Annotated in this window: 2 protein-coding genes (1 of these 2 running past the window's edge); both read right to left on the bottom strand. The window is 67.5% G+C overall.

The features are described 5' to 3' along the window. Positions 1 to 7,486 carry the start of a non-ribosomal peptide synthase/polyketide synthase gene (locus ACL02S_RS07640; RefSeq protein WP_412801582.1) on the bottom strand. 17,927 nt of this gene lie to the left of the window's left edge, so the window shows 7,486 of its 25,413 coding nt (coding positions 1-7,486); its start codon is at positions 7,484 to 7,486; its stop codon lies beyond the left edge, outside the window. Further along, positions 7,486 to 25,341 carry a non-ribosomal peptide synthase/polyketide synthase gene (locus tag ACL02S_RS07635; protein WP_412801581.1) on the bottom strand — a complete coding sequence of 5,952 codons (17,856 nt, stop codon included), beginning with the start codon at positions 25,339 to 25,341 and terminating at the stop codon, positions 7,486 to 7,488. Before ACL02S_RS07635 ends, ACL02S_RS07640 begins: the two co-directional genes overlap by 1 nt.

Genomic DNA, 25,341 nt, shown 5'->3' with positions numbered 1-25,341 from the left:
ACGGCCAGAAGAATTCCGGCACCGACACATCGAAAGTGGCAGGAGTCTTCTGCAACAGCACATCGTGCGAGCCGAGCGCGACATACTCCGACTGCATCCAGCGCAGCCGGTTCACGATGCCGCCATGGCTCATCACCACGCCCTTCGGCCTACCGGTCGAACCGGAGGTGAACAGTACGTACGCGGTATGTGCCCGGCGCAGCGGCGCTCGCCGGTCGGCATCGGTGAGCGGAGCGTCCGAATAGCCGGACAGCTCGAGCCGATCGATCCGTATCTCGGTGATGCCGCAGTTCAGCTCGGCCCCTGCGGTGAGCACGAATACCGGTTCGGCGGTGTCGAGGATGTGCGCGGTGCGCTCGGTGGGGTGATCCGGGTCCAGTGGTACATAGCCGCCGCCCGCGACCGTGATCGCGTACATACCGACCACCAAGTCGAGCGAACGCCGGATCCCCAGCGCCACCAGCGTCTCCGGACCGACTCCCTGGTCGACGAGCCAGCGGGCCAACCGATTGACCCGACCGGCGAACTCCCCATAAGTAATGGTCGCGGAGCTACTCGATGAGGGGTGGTGGTCGGGCGACGGGTGGGCGAGCGTCACGGAGCTACTCGACACCTCGAAGGTGATCGCGGGCGCATCGGGTGTCCTTGCCGCTTGTGCGGTGAACAGTGTGGCGAGCGTGTCCGATTCCTCGACCTGGTGGCCGGTGGCGTTCCACTCGCGCAACACCCGTGCGCGTTCGGTGTCCGAGAGCAGCTCGATATCGCCGATCGGCATATCCGGGTCGATGGCGACAGCGGCGAGGATCCGCCGGAAGCGGGCGAGGTACGACTCGACGGTCCGCGCGTCGAACAGATCGGTCGCATACCGCAGGCTGCCGGACAATCCCGCCGACCCGGTCTCCTCCTCGATGACCAGGTGGAGATCGAATTTCGCTCCGGTATCGGCGATTTCGACCGGACGCACCGTCAGCCCCGGCACCCGCAGCTCCGCACTACCCAATGTGGGCGTCGCGGTCGCGAAGCTGAACATCACCTGGAACAGTGGATGCGCGCCGGAGGAACGATCCACCGTCATCACATCGACCAAGCGCTCGAACGGCAAGTCGGCATTGGCGAACGCGGCCAGATCGCTGTCGCGCACCTCGGCGAGCAGCGCTGCGAACGGCGCGGCACCGCTGACCTGCGTGCGCAGTGCCAGCGTGTTGACGAACATGCCGACAAGCGCGTCCAGTGCCCGCTCGCCGCGCCCGCCGACCGGGGTGCCGATCACGATATCGGTGCTACCGCTCAGCCGGGCCAAGGTCGCGGCGAATGCCGCGTGCAGTGTCATGAACAGGGTCGCGCCACCGCGGTGCGCCACATCGCGCAGCCCGGCCACCACCTCGGGCTCCAGTACGAAATCCACAGCGGCACCGTGCTGCGATGCCACAGCGGGCCTCGGGCGATCGGTCGGCAGCGGCAGCTGTGGCGGTGCGCCGTCGAGCACCGCGCGCCAGAAGCGCAGCTGCTGGTAGGCAAGATCGCCTGGAGTGTCCTCGGCGCCGAGCACCTCCCGATGCCACAGGCTGTAGTCCGCGTACTGCACCGGCAGCTCGACCCAATCCGGTCGCGTACCGGCCCGCCGAGCGGCGTAGGCCTGAATCAGATCGGTGCTCAGCGGGACCATCGACAAAGCGTCGGCGGCGATATGGTGCACAACGAACACCAATACGTATTCCTCGCCGGTGCCGTCGGGCCGCGTATCCGCTTGGTCGATGGCCAGCAGCGCGATCCGGACAGGCGGCTCGGTGGTCACATCGAACCCGGTACGGACGATCCCGGCCACGGCATCCGCCACCGCGGCGGAAGCGACCGGCACCGGTCGCAACGCGCGGCCGATATCGACGGTATCCAGCACGGACTGATAGGGACCACTTTCGGTATCGGGGTAGACCGTGCGCAAGGTCTCGTGCCTGGTCAGAACATCGAGCACAGCGTGTTCCAGCGCCGGGACGTCGAGCTGCCCGCTCAGCCGAAGCACGATCGGGAGGTTGTAGACGCTGTCGGTGCCGTCCTGGCTCTCGATCCGGTTGAGGAACCACAGGCGCTGCTGGGCAGGCGAGAGCGGCACCCGTTCGGGGCGCTCTTGACGGACCAGCGCACGCCGGGGTGCGCTATCGGCGCTCAGCCGGGTGATCGCGGCGGCGAAATCCAGCACTGTGGTCGCGTCGAACAGCGTGCGCACCGGAATCCGCACCCCGATAGCTTCGCCGGTACGTGCGGTGACCTGGGTGGCGTCGAGTGAACTGCCGCCGAGGGCGAAGAAATCGTCGTCCACACCGACTCGTTCGAGCTGCAGCACCTCCGCGAATACCGAGGCGACCAGCCGTTGCGGCGCGGTCACCGGTGCGCGGAACCGCTCGACCGCGACTACCGGAACCGGTAGTGCGGCACGATCGAGTTTGCCGCTGGTATTCAGCGGGAATTCGTCCAGCTCCAGTACGGCCGCAGGCACCATATAGGCGGGCAGACGGTGGGCGAGTCCGGCTTTCAGCGCCTCGGGATCGAGGCTCGCACCCGGCGCGGCGATTACATAACCGGCCAGGAAATCACCGGTGGGGCCGCTGATCAACCGGGCAGCCGCCTGGCTCACCTCTGGCGAGGCCAGCAGCGCGGTCTCGATCTCGGCGAGTTCGATCCGCTGCCCGCGGAACTTCACTTGGAAGTCGGTGCGGCCCAGGTAGATCAGCTCACCGTCGGAGCTCCAGCGCACCAGATCGCCGGTACGGTACATGCGCGCGCCCGGTTCACCGAACGGGCCTGCGACAAAACGGTCGGCGGTGAGATCGACGCGGCCGTGGTAGCCACGGGCCAGTTGCGCGCCCGCCAGATACAGTTCGCCAGGCACCCCGATCGGCACCGGCTGCAAGCGTGCGTCCAGCACATAAGCCTGCGAATTCCATTCCGGCTCACCGATCGGCACCAGCGGTGCGTCCGCCTCGGTGACCTCGCGGTAAGTGATGGACACCGCCGCCTCGGTCGGACCGTACAGGTTGTGCAGCCCCGCGGCGGATACACGACCGAATGCCGCCACCGTCTCCGGTGGCAACGCCTCGCCGATGACGAATACCGCACGCAGCGTGTCGAGTTCGCCTGGCTCCGCGTGCGCGGCGAATACCGCGAGCATCGACGGAACGAAGTCGGTGAGCGTGACACCGTGGCGAGCGATGGTCTCGGCGAGGTAGCGCGGATCGCGATGTCCGTCCGGCGCGGCCAGCAACAGCGTCGCGCCCGCGCGCAGCGGCAGGAAGTAGCCCCACAGCGACACATCGAAGGTGCTCGCGGTTTTCTGCAAGTAGATATCGCCGGCGCGGATGCCGTATTCGGCGTGCATCCAGGCCAACTGATTGGCGATGGCCTGGTGGCTGACCGCGACGCCTTTCGGCTTCCCGGTCGACCCGGACGTGAAGATCACATAGGCCGGATGCTGCGGATGCAGTACGGCACGGCGTTCCCCGTCACCGACCTTGCCTGCTGAGTATCCCGAGAGATCGAGCTCGTCCAGGTAGTACACGGTGGCAGGGGGTGCTTCGGACGTAGTGGCCGCCGCGTCGAACCCGGCCGTCGTCGTGGTGAGGATCGCGTGCGGACGAGCGGTATCGAGGATGTGCCCGATCCGCTCGGCCGGGTGCGCCGGGTCGACCGGAACATACGCGCCGCCCGCTCGCGCCACGGCGTACATGGCCACGACCAGCTCGACGGTACGCGGCATGGCCAGCACCACCAGTGCCTCCGGGCCGACACCACATTCGATGAGCATGCGGGCCAGCCGGTTGGCCCGGTCGGACAATTCGGTGTAACTCCACTGCTCGGTATCGGTGCGCAGGGCGATGGCATCCGGAGTGCGACGCACCTGTGCGTCGAAGCCCTCGTGCAGGAACCGGTCAGCCACCTTGTGGCCGCTGGCATTCCAGCTGGAGAGGACATAATCCAGCTCCCCGGCGTCGAGCAGGGGGATATCGCCGACCGGCGCGTCCGGTGTCCGTACAGCCGCGCTCAGCAACCGGATGAACTTGGCCGCGAATTCCCGCACGGTCGCGGCATCGAACAGATCGGTGGCGTAGGTGAATTCGGCACGATACCCGGATGCGGTATCCGAGACGGTGAGCTGGAGATCGAACTTCGCGAAACCGGGATCGAAGTCGACCAGCTCGGTCTCCAGACCGGGCATGGTCAGTGCGACCGGCCCGATATTCTGCATGAACAACGCGACCTGGAACAGCGGATGCCGCGCCGAGGAGCGCACCGGATTCAGCGCCTCCACCAGCTGTTCGAACGGGATATCGGCGTGCGCGAAGGCACGCAGATCACGGTCGGCGGTCTTGGCGAGCAGCTCGGCGAAGCCGCGGGCACCATCCACATGTGCGCGCAGCACCAGGGTGTTGACGAACATGCCGACCAGATCGTCGAGCGCGGCCTCGCCACGGCCGGCGATCGGTGTGCCGATCGCGATATCGGCGGTGCCGGATAACCGGGCGAGCAAGGTCGCCAACGCCGTATGCCACACCATGAACGGGGTGACGCGGCAGCGGGCCGCGAGAGCTTCCAGGTCGGTACGCAAGGCCGCGTCGACAGCGAACTCGAAGGTCGCGCCACGATACGAGGCGGCGGCCGGACGCGGGCGGTCGGCGGGCAGCTCGAGTTGGGCAGGCAGCCCAGCCAATTCGGCACGCCAGAAAGCGAGTTGCCGCGCGGCAAGGGAATCGGCATCGGATTCCACTCCGAGCACCTGCTGCTGCCATAGCGCGTAGTCGGCGTACTGCACTGGCAGCGGCGTCCACTCCGGTGCCTTACCGTCATGCCGTGCGGCGTAGGCGGTGGCCAGATCGCGCATCAATGGGCCGAGCGAAACCCCGTCGGCGGCGATGTGGTGGACGACGAGCACCAGGGTGTGGTCCTGCGGCCCGCACCGCAGCAGCCGCACCCGCACCGGGATCTCCTCGGCGACGTCGAATCCCTGCCCGGCCACGCGGCCGATCGCCTCGGCGAGCCGCTGCGGCGGCACCTCCGTCGGCGTCAGGTCGAATACCGCGTGTACCCGCCGCACCAGTTGCGCGGGCCCGGCCAGCGTATGCGGATACACCGTGCGCAGTACCTCGTGCCTGGCCACCAGATCGGTGATCGCGGCAGACAACGCGGAGATCTCCAGCGGCCCACGTACGCGCAGCGCTACCGGAATATTGTCCACGGCCGCGGTCCCCAGATCGCGATCCGTCTCGGGATCGGCGCCGAACCGATTGAGGAACCACATCCGCCGCTGCGCGGGCGAGAGCGGAACATGCTCCGGGCGCGGGCCTGCGACCAGCGCGGGCCGCGGTGTAGTCGGGGCCGACGAGGTGGCGTGCCTGGCCACCGCGGCCACGGTCGGCCGATCGAAGAAGTCGCGTACGTCCAACGCGACGCCGAGAGCCGCAGCGACCCTGGCGATAGCGCGAGTCGCCAGCAGGGAATTACCGCCGAGGGCGAAGAAATTGTCGTCGGCCCCCACCCGCGCCGCGCCGAGCAGTTCGGCGAAGATCGCGGCGACCGTCTGCTCCGCCTCGGTTTCCGGTGCGCGGTATACCGTCGCGCCCGCACCGAATTCCGGCTCGGGCAGCGCCCGGCGGTCCAGCTTGCCGTTGGCGTTCACCGGCATCTCGTCCAGCGGAACCAGCACTGTTGGCACCATGTATTCGGGCAGCTCGCGCTGAACGGAGTCGAGCACATCGGCAGTGTCGGCCACCTCGCCGACCACATAACCGACCAGATGATCTCCGCTGGTGTGCCGGTACAGCACCACCGCGGCCTGCCGTACCCCTTGATGCCGCAGCAGCGCGGCCTCTACTTCGCCCAGCTCGATCCGCAGCCCACGCAGCTTCACCTGGAAATCGGTGCGGCCGAGGTATTCCAGTTCGTCCGGCATACCATCGGTGCCTGGCGCCCAGCGCACCAGATCGCCGGTGCGGTACATCCGCTCCCCCGCCGGTCCCTCCGGATTGGCTACGAATCGCTCCGCGGTCAGACCCGGCCTGGCGATATAGCCGCGGGCCAGCTGCACACCGGCCAGATACAGCTCGCCGACCACACCACGCGCCACCGGCCGCAAGCTGTCGTCGAGGACAAGCAGCTCGGTATCGTCGGCGGCGATACCGATCGGAACCTGGGTGGCATCAGCACCGGTCACCTCGTGCGCGGTCACATCGACCGCGGCCTCGGTCGGCCCGTACAGATTGTGCAGCGTCGCGCCGCTGAGGTCGCGGAAGGCCGCCGCTGTCGCGGCGGGCAACGCTTCGCCGGAGGCGAAGACCAGCCGCAGCGAATCCACTGCCGCGGCCTGCGCCTCAGCGGCGAATACCGCGAGCATGGACGGCACGAAATGTGCCACAGTAACGCCACATTCGTCGATCACCCCGGTCAGATAGGCCGGGTCCCGGTGCCCTTCCGGTGCCGCGATGACCAACCGTGCCCCGATCTGCAACGGCCAGAAGAACTCCCACACCGATACATCGAAGGTGAACGGGGTCTTCTGCAATACCACGTCATCGGCCTGCAACCGGTACAGCCGTTGCCGCCAGCGCAGATTCGCCACGATCGACCGGTGCGATACCGCCACCCCTTTGGGTCGGCCGGTCGAGCCGGAGGTGAAGATCACGTAGGCGATCTCGTCGGCCGAGCGGGTGAACGCGGGGGCGTCCGGCGTCGGCAGACCGGCGAACCGGTCAATCCGCAGGGTCGGGATCTCGGTGCCGAGCTCGGGCTCATCCGACGTGGTGGTGAGCACGAGCACCGGTTCGGCGACCTCGAGCACATAGGCGATGCGGTCGGCCGGGTGATCGGGATCGATCGGCAGATACGCACCACCAGCCTTGAGGATGGCGTACATGCCGACCAGCAGGTCGAAAGACCGTCGAACGGCCAAACCGACCAAGGTGTCCGGCCCGACGCCGCAGTCGATCAGGTGCGCGGCCAGCGCGTTGACCCGGCCGTCGAACTCGGCATAGGTCAGGGTTTCGCCCGCGTATTCCAGCGCGACCGCGTCCGGGGTGCGCTCGACCTGTTCCTCGAACAGGCTCACCAGTGTCTCGGTCGGCGCCACTGCGCCGGTCAGGACGTCATGCGCCGCGGTCAGCGCGTCGTCGAGCAGTGCGTCGAGGACCGTACCGAGCGCGCCTGCATCGGTTTCCAGCAGTTCGGGGAGCCTGCCGGAGATCACCACCGAGATCAGCGCGTCCGCGGTGAGTCCGTCGCCCATGGCTTCGGAGAGCATCGCGAGCTCTTCCGCGAGCTCCGCGTAGCCGACGGTGATCTCGCCGTGGCGCAGGGCCACCCGCAGCGGTTCCCGTTCGGCGACGGCCGCGACGAGGACGGGCAGATCATCGATACCGTAGCCGCGCCGCGGCGCGGCGCGATCCCCCAGGGTGGACTGCGCGCCGATCGAGCTGGACGCAACCGAATCTGCGTGGGTCATCAACGGTTTCCTTCCGAATCGAGCGCCGACTCCGAATCGGCGAGTACCGCTTGCGCGGTGGCGAGCAGGGTCTGGAGGAGAGCTGCCAGGCCGCTACCGCCGAGGGCAGCGAGAATGCCAGGCACCAGTCCGGCGAGCGAAACATTGATCAGGGTTTCCGGGGTGGCGGCCGCGCCCATGGCTTTGGTCACCGCGGTGAGCTTGGTGTGCAGCTCACCGAAACAGACCACCCGATCACCGTGTTCGAAAGCGTTGGCCTCGGGTGCGCTAGCCGCTGCCCGCGCCACCAGTGCGGGCAGGTCGGCCACCGTCGCGGTTGGCTTCGGGCTACGTTCGGTGGCGGACCTGATGTCGATGGCGCGGACCGCCACCTCAGGATCGGCGGTCACCGTATCCAGCACCCGCACCAATCGGTCGCCGAATTCGTGTGCGGACGTCTCGTCGAAAATGTCTGTCGCATAACCGATATGCAGATCCAGACCGGTACGAGCACCGTCGGCGCCGAAACGTTCGAGCACCGTGAGCTGTAGGTCGAACTTCGCCTCGGTCAGGGTGAGGTCGAGCGGTTCGACCGCGAGCCCTGGCAGTTCGACCGAGCCGCCCGGCATGTTCTGGAAGGTGAGCAGCACCTGGAACAGCGGTGCGTAGGAGCCGGAGCGTGGCACCGCCAATGCCTCGACCACCTGCTCGAACGGCACATCGGCATGGGAGAGCGCGGCCAGATCGCGCTGTGTGGCCTGCCGCAGCAGTTCCGCGAAGCTCGCACGCGGATCGACCTCGGTCCGCAATGCCACCGTATTGACGAACATGCCGACCAGCTCGTCCAGTTCGCGGACACCACGCCCGGCGACCGGGGCGCCGACCGTGATGTCCCCGGTGCCGGACAGTTTCGCGAGCAGTACCGCGAGCGCGCTGTGCACCAGGGTGAACAGGGTGCCGCCGTGGGTACGGGCGAGCCGGTCGAGCCGATCGACGCGCGCACCGTCGACCTCGACCACGACGGTAGCGCCGCGGCCGTCCCTGCGGGCCGGGCGCTGGCGATCGGTTGGCAGGGCGAGCAGTTCCGGCGCACCGGCCAGTTCACGCTGCCAGAAGGCGAGCTGACGGGCGAGCACACTATCCGGATCGGCGGCGGCGCCGAGCAGTTCCGAATGCCACACGCTGTAATCCCGATATCCGATCGGCAGCGGGGTCCACTCCGGTGCGTGTCCTGCCGCCCGATCGAGATAGGCGCGCACCAGGTCTCTGGTCAACGGAGCGACCGAGTACCCGTCCGCGACGATATGGTGCAGCACCACGACGAGGACGTAGTCATCGGCCGCGGTCGCGAACAGCGCGGCACGCACCGGTGGCGCGGCGGTGAGATCGAAGCCGGGGGAAACGAATGCGGCGATCCTGGTGTCGAGTTCGTCGTGCGGCACCGCGATCGGCGTCAGGTCCACCTCTGGCGCGGCCACCACCTCTTGGACCGGCCCCTGCTCGGTATCCGGGTATCTGGTGCGCAATGTTTCGTGCCGGTCCAGCACATCCAGGACAGCCAGAGTCAACACCGCGACATCCAGTGCGCCGCGCAGCCGCAGACCCACAGGGACGTGATAAGCCGATGAGTCCGGCGCGAGCCGGTTGACCACCCACATACGCTGTTGGGCAGGTGCGAGCGGCACCGGCCCCTCGTCCGTGCGCCGGACCAAGGCGGGCCGGGCCGCATCGTGATCGATATGCGCGAGCCGTTCGGCAAGCGCGCCCACCGTCGGCGCCTCGAACACCGTGGCCACCGGGACGTGTCCGCCGAGTGCCGCGCCGAGCCGGGCGGCCAGCCTGGTGGCCATCAGCGAATTGCCGCCTCTGGCGAAGAAGTCGTCGGCGGTGCCGACGGCGGCTGTTCCCGCCGAATCCAGGCCGATGACCTCGGCGAAAGCAGCCGCGACCAGACGCTCCAGCTCACTGGCCGGTGCGTGGAAACTCGCTTCGGTGAAGACCGGTTCGGGGAGCGCGGCGCGGTCGATCTTGCCATTGGCGGTGAGCGGCAGCGCCGCCAGCACGACTACCACGGCGGGGGTCATATAGCCGGGCAGCCGCGCCGCCAGCGCCGTACGCAGCGCTACCGCCAGTTCGGCATGAGTGTCCGTATCCGCCTCCGGCACGGCGGCATACGCGATGAGCCTGGCTCCGGCCCGCTCATCCGCCCTGGCCACCGCGACCGCCGCGGTGACACCGGGCTGCTGCCGCAATGCGGCCTCCACCTCGCCGAGCTCGATCCGGAATCCGCCGATCTGCACCTGGAAGTCAGCGCGTTCCAGATATTCCAGCGTCCCGTCCTGCCGCCAGCGCACGATATCGCCGGTCCGGTACATCCGCTCGCCCACGGCAGCATCACCGGTCGCGAACGGGTCGGCCACGAACCGATCCGCGGTCAGCGCGTAGCGGCGCTGATAGCCGCGCGCGAGCTGGGCACCGGCCAGGTACAGCTCGCCGGGCACCCCGATCGGCACCGGCCGCAGCCGCGCGTCCAATACGTAGACCCGGCTGTTCCAGGCGGGCGCACCGATCGGAACAACATGCTCCTGCTGCGCGCTGACCTCGAACGAGGTGATCGATACCGCCGCCTCGGTGGGGCCGTACAGGTTGTGCAGCACGGTCGTGCCCTGATGCCTGCGCAGGAAGTCCGCAGCGGTGGCAGGGGGCAGGGCCTCGCCGATGGCAAGCACATGCCGCAACGATTCCGGCAGTGGCAGCTCGGGCTCGACCGCGAGCAACATGCCGATCAACGAAGGCACCGCGTGCAGCACCGTCACACGGTGTTGCCGCAGCAGCAGACGCAGCTGGTCCGGATCGCGTTCGGCGCCGGGTGCGGTGACGATCAGCCTGCCGCCGGTGACCAGCGGGGACCAGAACTCCCACACCGACAGATCGAAGGTCGCCGGGGTCTTCAGCAGCACCCGGTCATCGGCGCCGAGCGTGAACTCATCGGCGAGCCAGGCAAGCTGGTTCATCACCGCCGCATGCGGGACCGCGACCCCCTTGGGCAGGCCGGTGGAACCGGAGGTGAAGATCACGTAGGCCGGATGCTCCGGCCGCAGCGGGCGAATCCGCTGCGCGTCCGTGATCGGCGTCGTATCGAACTCGGTCCGGTCGAGCCGATCGACCTCCAGCACGGTGCACTCGGTGTCGATCGGCAGCCCGTCACGCGAGGTGGTCAGTACGACCTCGGGTGCGGCGACCGCCATGATGTGGCCGATCCGTTCGGCCGGATGATCTGGATCGATCGGCACATACGCGCCGCCCGCCCGTACCACGGCGTACATCGCGACGACCAGTTCCAGCGAGCGGCGCATCGCCAGCACCACGGTTGTCTCCGGACCGACGCCTGCCGTGATGAGCCTATGCGCCAACCGGTTCACCTGTGCGTCGAACTCGGCGTAGCTGAGCTCGATTCCGCTTATCGCGTCCACCAGTGCGATGACATGCGGGCTGCGCGCGCACTGTGCGCTGAATAGATCCGCCATGGTCGTTCGCGGCAGCGGGTGCCGCGTCCGGTTCCAGTCGGCGAGTACCAACGACCGATCGGCGCCGAGCAGATCGATATCACCGACCGGCAGCTCCGGCCGGGCCACCACCGTTTCGAGTACCTGGCGCAGCTGGGTGACGAAACGGAGCGCGGTCGGCTGCTCGAACAGATCGGTGGCATAGCCGAGGGTCAGATCGATGCCGTCGGGTTCGCCATCGTCGGTGTAGTGGTCGACGGCGAACAGGTGCATATCGAATTGTGCTACTCCGCTGTCGAATTCGATCTCCCGCACCTCTAGCCCCGGTAGCCGCAGCTGTCCGCGCTCGTGGTTCTGGAACGAGTAGCCGATCTGGAACAGCGGGTGCCGTGCGGTCGACCGCACCGGGTTGAGCACTTCCACCAGCCGTTCGAACGGCACCGTGGTGTGCTCCAGCGCCGCGAGATCGGCCGCACGCGCGTGGGTCAGCAGCTCGGCGAAGGACTCGGCACCGTCCACCCCGACGCGCAGTACCAGAGTGTTGACGAACATGCCGATCACATCGTCGAGTTCGGCGGCGCCACGACCTGCCACCGGTGTGCCGACCGCGATATCACCGGTACCGGACCAGCGAGCGAGCAGCGCCGCGAACGCCGCGTGCACCACCATGAACAGCGTGGCACCGTGGCCGCGGCCCAATGCGACGAGCTCCGCGTGCAGTCGCGCGTCGATCGCCGAGGGCACTTTCGCGCCGCGCAGGCTCTGGGTGGCCTGGCGCGGATGATCGGTAGGCAGCGCGAGCTGATCGGGCAGCCCGGCCAGCGTCTCGGTCCAGAACGCGATCTCACCGGCCGCCACCGATTCGATATCGTCCTCGGCGCCGAGCAGATCTCGTTGCCACAGTGCGTAATCGGCGTACTGCACCACGAGCGGCGCCCAAGCAGGCGCGGCACCATCGCATCGGGCGGCGTAGGCGATCATCAGATCGCGGACGAACGGCACGATCGACGAACCATCGGCGGCGATATGGTGCAGCACCGCGGCGAGCACGAACTCCCCGTGCGCGGGATCCGATTGTGGCTCGGTTCGATCCACCCGCAGCAGCCACATCCGCACCGGCACCGCGACGGTGACATCGAAGCTGGTCTCGGCCAGCTGCCTGATCCGCTCCGGCAGCTGCGCTTCGGGAACATCGATCGGTTCCAGTGCCGGAGTCACCCGCGCGGCAGGCTCGATCAGTTGTACCGGGGCGCCGTCGAGCTGCGGGTAACGGGTGCGCAGCGCTTCGTGCCTTGCGACCACATCACCGATCGCCGCCTGCAATGCGGGCACATCCAAAACACCGGACAGCCGCAGGGCGACGGGAATGTTGTACGCGGAGGAGGAGCGGTCGTACTGGTTCAAGAACCACATCCGCTGCTGCGCGGGCGAAAGCGGAATCCGCTCCGGACGCGGCCCTGCCACCAACGCCGGGCGCGTATCCCCCATCGGGACCGCGCCGACCGCCGCGGCGAGATCGGCGACCCGCGGCGCCTCGAACAGCGCGCGCACGCCGACCGTCCGGCCGAGCGCCGCGCCGATCCTGGTGACCGCCTTCGCGGCCAGCAGAGAACTTCCGCCGAGCGCGAAGAAATCGTCGTCGGCGCCTACCCGACGCTCCGATCCGAGCACCTCGGCGAACACCTCGGCCACCACGCGCTCGCTCGCCGTGCTCGGCGCCCGATAGGCGGTCGATTCGAACAGCGGGGCAGGCAGTGCGGCCCGGTCGAGTTTCCCGTTGACCGTCAACGGGATGTGGTCCACCACCACGATGGCGGCGGGCACCATATGTTCGGGCAGCCGATGGCCGACCGCCTGGCGCAGCGCGGTGGTATCGAGCGCGTCCTCACCTGCCACCACGTATCCGACAATGCGCGGTTCGTCCACCAGATCGGTGCGGACCACGACGGCCACCTCACGCACCACCGCGGATACCGCGAGCAGCGCGGCCTCGATCTCGCCCAGTTCGATCCGGAACCCGCGCAGGTTCACCTGCTGGTCGGCCCGGCCGAGATATTCCAAATCGCCATCGGCAGTCCAGCGGGCCAGATCACCGGAGCGGTAGGCGCGGGAGCCATCGCTTGCGTAGGGATCGGCGACGAACCGGCCCGCGGTCAGCTCGGGCCGCCGCAGGTAACCGCGCGCCAACTGACCGCCGGAGACGTAGATCTCGCCGGGGACCCCGACCGGAACGGGCCGCAATCGGTCGTCGAGCAGGCGAACGGTCAACCCTGGCAGCGCCGCGCCGATCACACTGGCGGAACCGGTTTCCGCATCGATTTCCCGGTAGGAGACATGCACCGTGGTCTCGGTGATGCCATACATGTTCACCAGCCGCGGAGTGTCCCGGTAGCGCGCGAACCACCCGGTCAACCGTTGCGGCTCCAGCGCTTCGCCACCGAAGATCACGGTGCGCAGGGCGAGCTCAGCGGGCTCGGGCTCGGCCGCGTCGGCGGCGACGAGCTGGTAGAACGCCGACGGTGTCTGATTGAGCACGGTGACCCGTTCGGTGCGCAGCAGTTCCAGGAACTGCTGTGGTGAGCGGGCGGTGTAGTAGTCGACCACCACGAGCGTGCCACCGGTCAGCAGCGCACCCCACAGCTCCCATACCGAGAAATCGAAGGCATAGGAGTGGAACAGCGTCCACACATCCGCGGGGCCGAAGGCGAAGTGCCGGTGGGTGTTGTCCAACAGCCGCAGCACATTGCGGTGCGGCACCACCACGCCTTTGGGCCTTCCGGTCGATCCGGAGGTGTAGATGACGTACGCGGTATGCGCGCAGTGCAATGGCGCGCGCCGGTCCGCGTCGGTGACCGGCGCCGCGCTGTACGCGGCGAGCTCGCTCGCATCGACATCCAGTACCGGTCCGGTGAACCAGCCGGGCGGCAAATCGGTTGCGGTGCCTGCGACCGCGCAGATCGGGCGGGCATCGTCGAGGACGTACTCGATGCGGTCGGCCGGATAGGCCGGATCGATCGGTAGATACCCGCCACCTGCCTCCAGCACCGCGAGCAGGGCGACCACCAGCTCCACCGACCGAGGCAACGCGACGGCCACCAGTGTTTCCGGCCCGACGCCTGCGGCGATCAGCCGCCGCGCCAGCCGGTTGGACCAGTCGGCGAGTTCGGCGTAGGTCAGCGACCGCACCCCGTCGCGGACCGCTACCGCGCCCGGATCGAGCGCGGCGACCCTGGTGAACCGATCGGCCAGGCTACCGGTGACCTCCACGACACCGGGACTGCTGACCGCCCATTCGTACAGCGCTCGCCGCTGCTCCTCGGCGCTGAGCAACTGGATATCGCCGACAACCACGGTGGGGTCCGCGGCAATGGCGGCGAGGACCTGGGTGAACCGCCTGCCGAGGACCGCGATGGTCGCCGCGTCGAACAAATCGGTGGCGTAGCGGATCTCGATCTGCATACCGTCCGCGCGACCGTCTTTGTCGTTCGACTCCAACACGGTGAACTGGATATCGAATTCGGCGGCAGGCGAATCGAAATCATGCATCGATACGCGCAGTCCCGGCAGCTCGATATCGGGTAGCGCGAAGTTCTGGAAAGTCAGCGCCACCTGGAACAGCGGATGCCGGTTACGCGCACGAGCGGGTGCGAGTACCTCGACGAGCCGTTCGAACGGCACATCGGCGTGCGAGAGCGCATCGATGTCCTGATCGCGCACCGCGTCGAGCACGGTCTCGAATCTGCTCCTGGAGTCGACGGCACTGCGCAGCACCAGGGTGTTGACGAACATACCGATGAGCCGATCCAGCGCCGCCTCACCGCGGCCTGCGACCGGGGTGCCGATCGCGATATCCGAGCTGCCGGACAACCGGGCCAGCAGGATAGCCAGTGCCGCGTGTACCGTGCTGAACAGTGTGGTCTCCCGCTTGCGGGCCAGCTCACGCAGTTCGCTGTGCAGGTCGGAGTCGATCCGCAGGCGATGGGTCGCGCCACGGTAGGACGACACCGGTGGACGCGGACGGTCGGTAGGCAATTCCAGTTGTTCCGGAAGCCGGTCGAGTGTGCGACGCCAGTAGTCGAGTTGCCGCTCGGCGTCGCTGAGGCCTGCCTGCCAGAGCGTGTAGTCGATGTACTGCACCGGCAATGCCGTCCAAGCGGGCGCCGTCCCCGCCCTGCGGGCGGTGTAGGCGGTCATCAGGTCTTCGGCCAACGGCCCGAGCGAGAACCCGTCCGCGGCGATATGGTGCAGCACCAGGGCGAGCACATGCTGCGGCCGCGGTTCCCCGGTGATTTCGAAAAGTACGGCGCGAAGCGGTGTTTCCGCGGCCAGATCGAAACCGGGAGCCGCGATCTCGCGCAGCCGGTCGGCCAGCGCGGTGTCGGGCACTCGTTCGACCGAGAGGTCGGGGGACGCCTCGGCCAGCACCACTTGTTCCGGGCCGTCGGGACCGTCCGGATATATCGTGCGCAGGGTTTCGTGCCGAGCCGCCACATCGGCGAGGGCTGCGGTCAGTGCCGCGATATCGAGGTCACCCGACATCCGCAAGGCGATGGGGATGTTGTCGATCGCGTCCGCGGGGCCGTACTGCGCATCGGCATGGAACCGGTTCAGGAACCAGATGCGCTGCTGCGCCGGGGACAACGGAATCCGGTCCGGGCGCGGCTGCGGGTGCAACGGTGCGCGGCCACCGGCGCCGCGGTGTGTCTCCGCATAAGCGGCCAGCGCGGCGACGGTCGGCGTATCGAACAGTGCCCGTACCGGGATCCGGGTGTCCAACGCCTCACCCAACCGCGCCACTACCTGCGTCGCGACCAGCGAGTTACCACCGAGGGCGAAGAAATCGTCATCCAGACCCACCCGGTCCACACCGAGCACCTCGGCGAAGACACCCGCCACGATCTCCTCCACCGGCGTGGTCGGCGCACGGAACACCGCCGCCTCGAACACCGGTGCGGGCAACGCCTTCCGATCCAGCTTGCCCGAGGCATTCAACGGGAACTCCTCGAGCACGAGGTACGCCGCGGGCACCATATACGCGGGCAGCTCAGCGGCGAGTCGCGTGCGCACGTTGTCGATATCCACCGAATGGCCCGCGGTCGCGATCACATAGGCCACCAACTGGTCGCCGAGCCGCGCATCCGAACGCACCACGACCACCGCCTGGGCGATCGGTTCCAGCGCCGTGAGCGCCGACTCGATCTCCCCCAACTCGATACGCAGACCACGCACCTTCACCTGGAAATCAGTACGACCCAGATACTCCAACTCACCGGCAACCGTCCACGCGACAAGGTCACCCGTGCGATACATCCGACTACCGGACACACCGAACGGATCAGCAACAAACCGGTCCCCGGTCAGATCCGGACGCGCGACATAGCCACGCGCCAGCTGCGCACCCGCCAAATACAACTCACCCGCAACCCCCACTGGCACCGGACGCAACCGCCCATCCAACACATACACCCGCGTGTTGAACACCGGCGCACCGATCGGCACCGACACCACGTCCTCGTCGGTCACCTCATGGAAAGTCACATCCACCGCGGCCTCGGTCGGACCATACAAATTGTGCAACCGCGCCCCGGTCAACTCCCGCAACCGCCGCGCGGTCACCGCGGGCAACGCCTCACCCGAAGCGAACACATGCCGCAAACCGGTGCACTCCACCGCCCGCTCCTCGGCCACGAACACCGACAACATCGACGGCACGAAATGCACCGTGGTCACCCGCTCGGCGACAATCAACCCGGCCAGATACGCAGGATCACGATGACCGTCCGGCTTCGCCACCACCAACCGCGCACCCACCTGCAACGGCCAGAAGAACTCCCACACCGACACATCGAACGTCGCAGGCGTCTTCTGCAACACCACATCATCAGCCGCCAAACCGTACTCGGCGTGCATCCACACAAGACGGTTCACGATCGCCGCATGCGATACCGCCACACCCTTCGGCCGACCCGTCGAACCCGACGTGAAGATCACATACGCGGTATTCGCCGGACGCAACGGCTTATGCCGATCGGCATCCGTCAGCGGCGCATCCGAGTAGTCCCCGGTATCGCACCGATCGACCTCGAGCACCTGCCACAGCGGCGTGCCCCGGCCGGGTAGCTCGAGTGCGTCCGAGGAACGGGTCAGCACGCAGACCGGGCGCGCGGTATCCAGCACCTGGGCGATACGCTCGGCCGGATGCTCCGGGTCGAGCGGCACATACGCGCCGCCTGCCGCGAGCACCGCATAGAGTGCGACAACCAGGTCCACCGACCGTGGTATGCCCACCGCCACCGGCGTTTCCGGCCGCACCCCGAGCGAAACCAGCAGTCTGGCCAACCGGTGCACCCGGCTCGCGAACTCCGCGTAGGTGAGCGATTCGCCCGCGCAGGTCACCGCGATGGCCTCCGGCGTACGGGCCGCCTGCGCCGCGAACAGCCCGGCCAGCGTCGCGGTCGCGTCCACCGGATATGTGGTGGCATTCCAGGTATCCAGCACCAGGGCGTGTTCCCCTGCGGTCAGCACATCGATCGCCCCGACCGGAACGTGCGGGTCGGCCACCACCGCGTCGAGCACCCGGCCCAGGCGCAGCGCGAAGGACGCGATCGTGGCCGAGTCGAACAGATCGGTCGCGTATTCGAAGACCGCGGCGAGGCCTGCGGTGTCCCGCGCCTCGGCCAGGGACAGCTGCAGATCGAATTTCGCTGTCCGCGTATCGATATCGAGCCAGGTAGCGGTCAATCCGGCCGGCGCGAGTTCGACCCGCGTGGTGTTCTGGAAGTCGAGCATCACCTGGAACAGCGGATGCCGCGCCGCCGACCGCTCCGGGCTGAGTACCTCGACCAGCCGCTCGAACGGCGCCTCGGCGTGTGCGAAAGCGGCGAGGTCACGGTCGCGCACGGCCGCGAGCAGATCGATGAACGACAGCTCGGCCCTGACATCGGTACGCAGTACCACGGTGTTGACGAACATGCCGACCACGTCGTCCAGCGCCGATTCGCCCCGGCCTGCCACCGGAGTTCCGATCGAAATATCTTGCTGGCCGGAGAGTTTGGCCAACACTGTGGCGAACGCGGCATGTAAAACCATGAACAGCGAGGCGTTCGCCTCCTGTGCGATCTCCCGCAACCGCTGCAGCGTCTGCGCATCGATGGTGAATTCGTGACGTGCGCCGCGTCCCGATGCCTCGGCCTGCCGTTGACGATCAGCGGGCAACGCCAGCACATCCGGCAGATCAGCCAGCTCATCGCGCCAATACCGGATCTGTTCGGCCAGCACCGATTCCGGATCGTCTTCGGATCCGAGCGCCGCGCGCTGCCACAACGTGTAATCGGCGTACTGCACCGGTAGCGGTGTCCAGTCCGGGACGCTACCGGTGCAACGGGCGGCATAAGCCTGCAGCAGATCCCTGGTCAGCGGCGCGAGAGACCATCCGTCGGCGCTGATGTGGTGCAGTGCGACGACGAGAACATGCTGGTCGTCGCCCAGCCGCAGCAAGGTGAGCCGGACCGGCGGCTCACGATCGACCAGGAAAGGGGTGGCCACCAGTTCGCGAATCCGTTCGGTCACCCGTTCCGCGTCGACCGCTTCGGTATGTAATGCGATCCGTGCCGCGTCGACCGGAAGCACCCGCTGATACGGGATACCCGCCACCGCCGGGTACGTGGTACGCAGCGATTCGTGCCGGGTGATCAGGTCGGTGACCGCGTCCGCGAGAGCGGTATGCTCCAGCATCCCTCGTAACCGGATCGCCGCGACCAGATTATTCGCCACCGATGCCGTATCGAACTGGGCGAGGAACCAGATCCGCTGCTGTGCGTACGACAGGGGAACCAGTTCGGGACGAGGCCCGGCGACCAAGGGGAGCCTGCTCCGCGCCCGGCCACCATCACCGAGCCGCGCGGCGAGCGCCGCGACGGTCGGATACTCGAACAACGTACGCACCGGGACATCGGTATCGAGCGCGGCCGCCAGCCGCGCCACGATCTGCGTCGCTACCAGCGAGTTTCCACCCAATGCGAAGAAGTCGTCATCGAGGCCGACGCGCTCTGCCCGCAGCACCTGCCCGAATACCTCGGCGACCGTCCGCTCCGCTGCCGTGCCCGGCTCCCGGAACACCGTGCTGACCGGCACCGGATCCGGCAACGCCTTACGATCCAGCTTGCCCGAGGCGGTCAACGGCATCGCGGGCAACTCGACATACAGCGAAGGCACCATATACGACGGCAGCACCAGGCGCAGCCGCTGCTCCAGCTCCGCACCGATCCGATCGGGCGCGATATCGCCGACGATATAGGCGACCAGCGCCTGGCCCGCCGGCTGCGCACAGACCCGCACCGCTGCCGCGCGCACATCATCCATCGCGAGCAACGCCGCTTCGATTTCGCCGAGCTCGATCCGCTGACCGCGCAGTTTTACCTGGAAATCGCCGCGCCCCAGATACTCGAGCGCACCATCGCGGCGGCGACGCACCAGGTCTCCGGTCCGGTACATCCTGGCACCCGCCTGCCCGAAGGGGTCGGCGATAAAACGCTCGGCAGTCAGCTCGGCGCGGCCATGATAACCACGCGCCACCTGGACACCGGATAAGTACAGCTCGCCGGCCACGGTGTCCGGTACCGGCCGCAGCCTGGTATCGAGCACCATGGCCCGGCCTGCTTGTACCGGATGGCCGATCGGGGCCGGACCACTGGTCGCCGGATCCACCGGGGCGTACGTGGCATGCACAGTGAATTCGGTCGGACCATAGAGATTGTGCAGCACCGCCGGGCTCACCGTGGCGAACGCGGCAGCGGCCTCACCGGTCATCGCCTCTCCCGCGACAAGTACGGTGCGCAGCGACGCGATGGCCTCCGGCGTGACCGCGTCGGCGAACACAGTGAGCATGGAAGGGACGAAGGAGGTCATGGTGACCCGGTGCGTGGCGATAGTTGCCGCGAGGTAGCCGGGATCACGGTGTCCGTCATGCTCGGCGACAACGATCCGCGCCCCTCGAGCCAGCGGTGCGAACAACTCCCATACCGAGACGTCGAAAGCCGCCGGAGTCTTGAAAAGCACCACATCCCGCGCGTCGATCCGGTATTCGCCGGCAATCCAGTCGATTTGATTGACCACTGAATTATGTTGCACTGCAACACCTTTAGGAGTTCCAGTGGAACCGGAGGTGAAGATGACATAAGCGGTGCCCGCCGCGTGCAGCGGAGCACGGCGATGCGCGTCGACCACCGGGGCGGCGGAGTACTCCACCAAGCCGGGCGGATCGACCGCGATGATCGGTGTTTCCGGACGTGCCGCGCGAGCACACCGGTCGGCCAGTTCCTCGGTCAGGTGATCACGGGAGCGGGTCAGCACGCAGACCGGACGCGCCGCGGCGATCACCTGCGCGATCCGGGCCGCAGGCTGATCCGGATCCACCGGCACGTAAGCGCCACCCGCGGTCAGCACCGCATAGGCGGCGATGACGAAATCGATCGAACGCCGCATACCGAGCACGACCAGCTGCTCCGGGCCGACGCCCGCGTCGATCAGCAGACGCGCCAGCCGATTGACCGCATCGGCGAACTCCGCATATGTGAGCAGGCGCTCACCATCGAGTACCGCAGGTGCGTCCTGGCTGCGCCGCACCTGCGCTTCGAAGGCGGTGAGCAGCGTATCCGCCGAGTTCACCTCGGTGGCGGCGGCCTGCCCCGCCGCGATCACCCGCCGCTGCTCATCGGCATCGAGCAAAGGCAGATCGAGCACCGCGATATCGGGGTCGGCGACGCATGCGCGCAAGAAGCCGATCAGTTGCCGCGCGTATCCCGCGATGGTCGGCTCGTCGAAGAGATCCGTGGCGTAGGTGAACTCGGCTCGAATCCCCGCTGATGCCGAACCTTCCTCGTGTCCGGCACCAGCGGAGTTCTCGGTGACCGTGAGCTGCAGATCGAGCTTGGTCACTCCGGTGTCCACGGTACTGGTATCGACCGAGAGGTCTGGGAGCCGGAAGGCTATTGCCTCGGCATTGTCGAAAGCGAGCAGCACCTGGAACAGTGGGTGCCGAGCCTGTGAACGCGGTGGATTGAGCGCCTCGACCACCTGCTCGAACGGCAGCTCGGCATGTTCGAAGGCAGCCAGGTCCCGCTCGCGCACATGGGCGAGCAATGCCGTGAACGGCGCGGAGGCATCGATGCGGGTGCGCAGCGCCAAGGTATTGACGAACATGCCGATCACGTCGTCGAGCGCGCGCTCGCCCCGGCCCGCGACCGGCGTGCCGATCACGATATCGTCGCTGCCCGACAGCCGCGACAGCAGCGCGGCCAGTGCGGCATGCATCAGCATGAAGGTAGAAACACCCTGGTCACGTGCGATGTCCGCGATAAGGGCCGCCAACTCGCCCGGCAGCTCGAAAGCGAACACCGCACCCCGGCCGGACGCGGCCGCCGGACGTGACCGATCCGCGGGCAGGTCGAGCTGGTCGGGCGCCCCTGCCAAGGTATCGGTCCAGAACGACACCTGACCGGCCAGCGGCGCCGCCGGATCATCCGCGGAGCCGAGCATCTCGTGCTGCCACAGGCTGTAGTCGGCGTACTGCACCGGAAGCGGAGCCCAGGCGGGCGCGCCGCCACCGTGGCGTGCCCCATAGGCGGTCATCACATCGCGTGCCAGCACCCGCAGCGATAAGCCATCGGCGGCGATATGGTGCAGGACCAGGGCGAGGGCGTAGCTGTCATCGTCCACTTCGAAGATCTGGGCCCGAATCGGGAGCTCATGCGTCACGTCGAAACCGCGCGCGGCGAATGCCGCCAGCCTGGCATCGAGTTCAGTAACGGCGATCGGCTCCGGCGCACTCGCGATCTCGGTCACCTCGGCCGCAGGCAATACCCGCTGGCACGCAGCGGGCCCGGTGCCATCGCCTGGCGGCAGTGCGGGGAAGACCGTGCGCAGCACCTCATGCCGGGCAACCAGATCCGCGAGCGCCTGCCGCAGTGCCCCGGTATCTACCGCACCGCGCAACCGCACCACGAACGGCATGTTGTAGCTCGCGCTGGATCGTTCGAACCGGTTGAGGAACCAGATGCGCTGCTGTGCGGGCGAAAGCGGAATCAACGCAGGCCGCGGCCGGGCCTGTAGCCGCGCGACAACCGGCGTGTCTCCGGAGCCACCGGCCTGTTCGATGAGTTCGGCGAGTTCGGCGACCGTGCTGGCGGTGAACACCTCACGCACTCCGAGCGAACAGTTCAAGTCGGCACCGAGCCGGGCGGCGACCTGGGTCGCGACCAGACTGTTGCCACCGAGGGCGAAGAAATCGTCATTGCGCCCGACTCGCTCGGCATCGAGCACTTCGGCGAAGACCCGCGCGACGGCCTGTTCCACGGCAGTGGCGGGCATGACATAGTCGACCGAGGGCCGAGCAGGAGCGGGCAGCGCACCGCGGTCCAGCTTCCCCGACGCGTTGACCGGCAAGGTGTCGAGCACTACATACGCGGCAGGCACCATATATCCGGGCAGTGCCCTGGTCGCCGCGGCCCGGAGCCGGTCGGGCGGTACCGCACCCGGCTGCGCCTCGAGAACATAGGCGACCAACTGTTCACCGACGCCGAGATCATCACGCACCACAACCACCGCGCGCAGGACCGACTCGACCGCACCGAGCACAGCTTCGATCTCACCGAGCTCGATCCGCAGACCACGCACCTTCACCTGGAAGTCGGTGCGGCCGAGATACTCCAGCTCGCCATACGGGGTCCAACGCACCAGATCACCGGTGCGGTACATCCGGTCTCCCGCCGCGGCGATCGCATCCGGACCGCCAAATGGATCGGCTATGAACCGCGCCGCGGTCAGCCCTTGGCGCGCGAGATAACCCCGGGCGAGCTGCACCCCCGACAGATACAGCTCACCCGGCATCCCGATCGGTACCGGACGCAACCGCGAATCGAGCACATAGAGCCGAGTATTGAACACCGGCGCGCCGATCGGCACCGAGACCACGTCCGAGTCGGTTACTTCGTGATAGGTGACGTCGACCGCCGCCTCCGTCGGACCGTACAGATTGTGCACCCTGGCACCGGTCAGCACCCGCAGCCGCTGCGCGAGCGCACCGGGCAGCGCCTCACCGGAAGCGAATACCGAGCGCAATGAACTCTGTCGGGCCACCGGCTGCGCGGCGAGGAAAGCCTCCAACATCGATGGCACGAAATGCGCTGTGGTGACAGCATATTCGTCGATCACCGCGCGTAGATAGTCGGGATCCCTGTGCCCGTCGGGCGCTGCGAGTACCAGCGTCGCACCGACCTGCAACGGCCAGAAGAATTCCCATACCGAGACGTCGAATGTGGCCGGGGTCTTCTGCAGCACGACATCGTGTGCGGACAGCGCGTAGGTCTGCTGCATCCATACCAGCCGGTTCACGATCGCGCGGTGGGTGATCGTGACCCCTTTGGGGAGTCCGGTCGATCCGGATGTGAAGATCACATAGGCCGGATGCTCCGGTCGCAGCGCGGCGATTCGTTCCCGATCCCACACCGGTCCGGTAGCGCCGTTCTCCTCGAACTGATCCACGCGCAATACCGGGATACCGGGCAGATCGGGCTCCGGGCCCTGACCAGCGACCAGCACACACGTCGGACGAGCCGTGGCCAGAATATGCGCGGTACGCTCGGCCGGATGGTCGGGGTCGAGCGGCAGATAAGCACCACCGGCGGCGAGGATCGCGTAGATGGCGATCACCAGCTCCGGTGACCGGCGGATATGCAGTGCGACCACGGTTTCCGGCCCGACACCGAGCGCGATCAGATGCCGCGCGAGCCGGTTGCTGCGCGCGGCGAGCTCGCGGTAGGTCAGATCCGGCGCACCGGCGGCCCGCAGCGCCACCGCGCTCGGCGTACGGGCCGCCTGCGCCTGGAACATCGAAACCAACGTCGCCGTGGATGCCTGGCCTGCGCGATACCGCGCGAGCTCGGCTTCTACATCGAATCCCGTCTCATTCCAGATCCGGGTGCTGACCTCGAGTTCCAGCTCAGTGGCGATATCGATAGCGGAGAGCGGAGTGTCCGGCGTAGCGGCGAGCAGACGCTCCAGATAACGCAGAAACCGGGTGTGGTGCCTGGCGATATCGTCGGCGGTGTAGAGGTTCGGATTGGCCTCGAAGTCGATATGCACCCGATCGCGGTCGCCGTAGTAGACGTTGAGGCTGAGATCCTCGACCGGACCGGTGGACAGCACATGGTAGCGCCCCTCCGTCGTCCCGAGGGTGAGGTCGCTGCGGAACAACATGATGTTGGCCAGCGGCCCGAACAGCCCGCGCCGCGTGGGCCCACCAGCGCGTTCGGCGTCCCGGTGAATGTCTTCGTGCCGGTAGCGCTGGTGGCGTAGCGCACCGGCGACCTCGATCCTGGTTGCCCGTAACAGTTCGCCCCAGCTCGTATCGAGCCCGAGACGCAACGGCACGATATTCGACAGCATGCCCGCCGAGCGCCGCAGCACCGCAGTGGTGCGCGCGGTCACCGGCAGACTCAGCACTGCCTCATCCCGATCGGTCAACCGGCCGAGATAGGCGGCGAATGCCGCGAGCAATACCACTGATGGTGTCGAATCCTGACTCGCGGCCAGGGCATTCATCCGGTCGGCCTGCGCAGAGGCGAGTGCTTGTCCGACGATCAGATTCGTCGCACAGCGTGGCGCACTGTGGCCGTGCAAGCTCGTTACCGCGTCCAGCCCCGCCACCCGCTCGGTCCAATGCGCGCGATCTGTCTGATATCGCGTGGTGTCCCGATAGGCGAGTTCGGCTTCGGTGAGCGCGGTCAGCGTACCCGGCCGTACGGCCTCGGGTTCGGTGCCGAGCACCCGCGCGGTGTAGCGCTCGGCCACTCGCATGGTGTTGGTCAGCGCGCCATAGCCGTCGAGAACCATATGGTGGGCCCGGAGGTACCAGAAGTACCGGCGCTCGGCGACGCGCAGCGCGGCGCCCGCGAACAGCCGATCGGTCAACAGATCGATCGGCGCGCTCGCATCGGCGCGCATCCATTCGTGTGCCGCGGCTACCGGATCATCGTGATCACGCAGATCGATCAGCGGAATATCGACCGAAAGCCCGAAGTCCACGTACTGGTGCGGCACACCGCCGGATTCACCGAGGCGCACCAGCACCGACTCGTACTCACGGGCCGCCTCGACCGAGACCTCTTGTAACAGCTCGACGTCCAGTTCACCCGGCACATCCACGTACTGCGCGACGTTGATCGGCACATCCGGGTCGAGCAATTGTGCGTACCAGATGCCCAGCTGGGCAGGCGCGAGCTCGAACGGTTCCGGTGCGCTCGATGCCTGCTCCCGCTCAGTGGTTCGCTCCGGTAGCGCGCTGAACCCACCCAACTCAGTACCCTGCTGCAC

The organism is Nocardia spongicola (genome assembly GCF_047200775.1).
Lineage (GTDB): Bacteria > Actinomycetota > Actinomycetes > Mycobacteriales > Mycobacteriaceae > Nocardia.
This window is presented reverse-complemented; position numbering and strand designations above follow the sequence as displayed.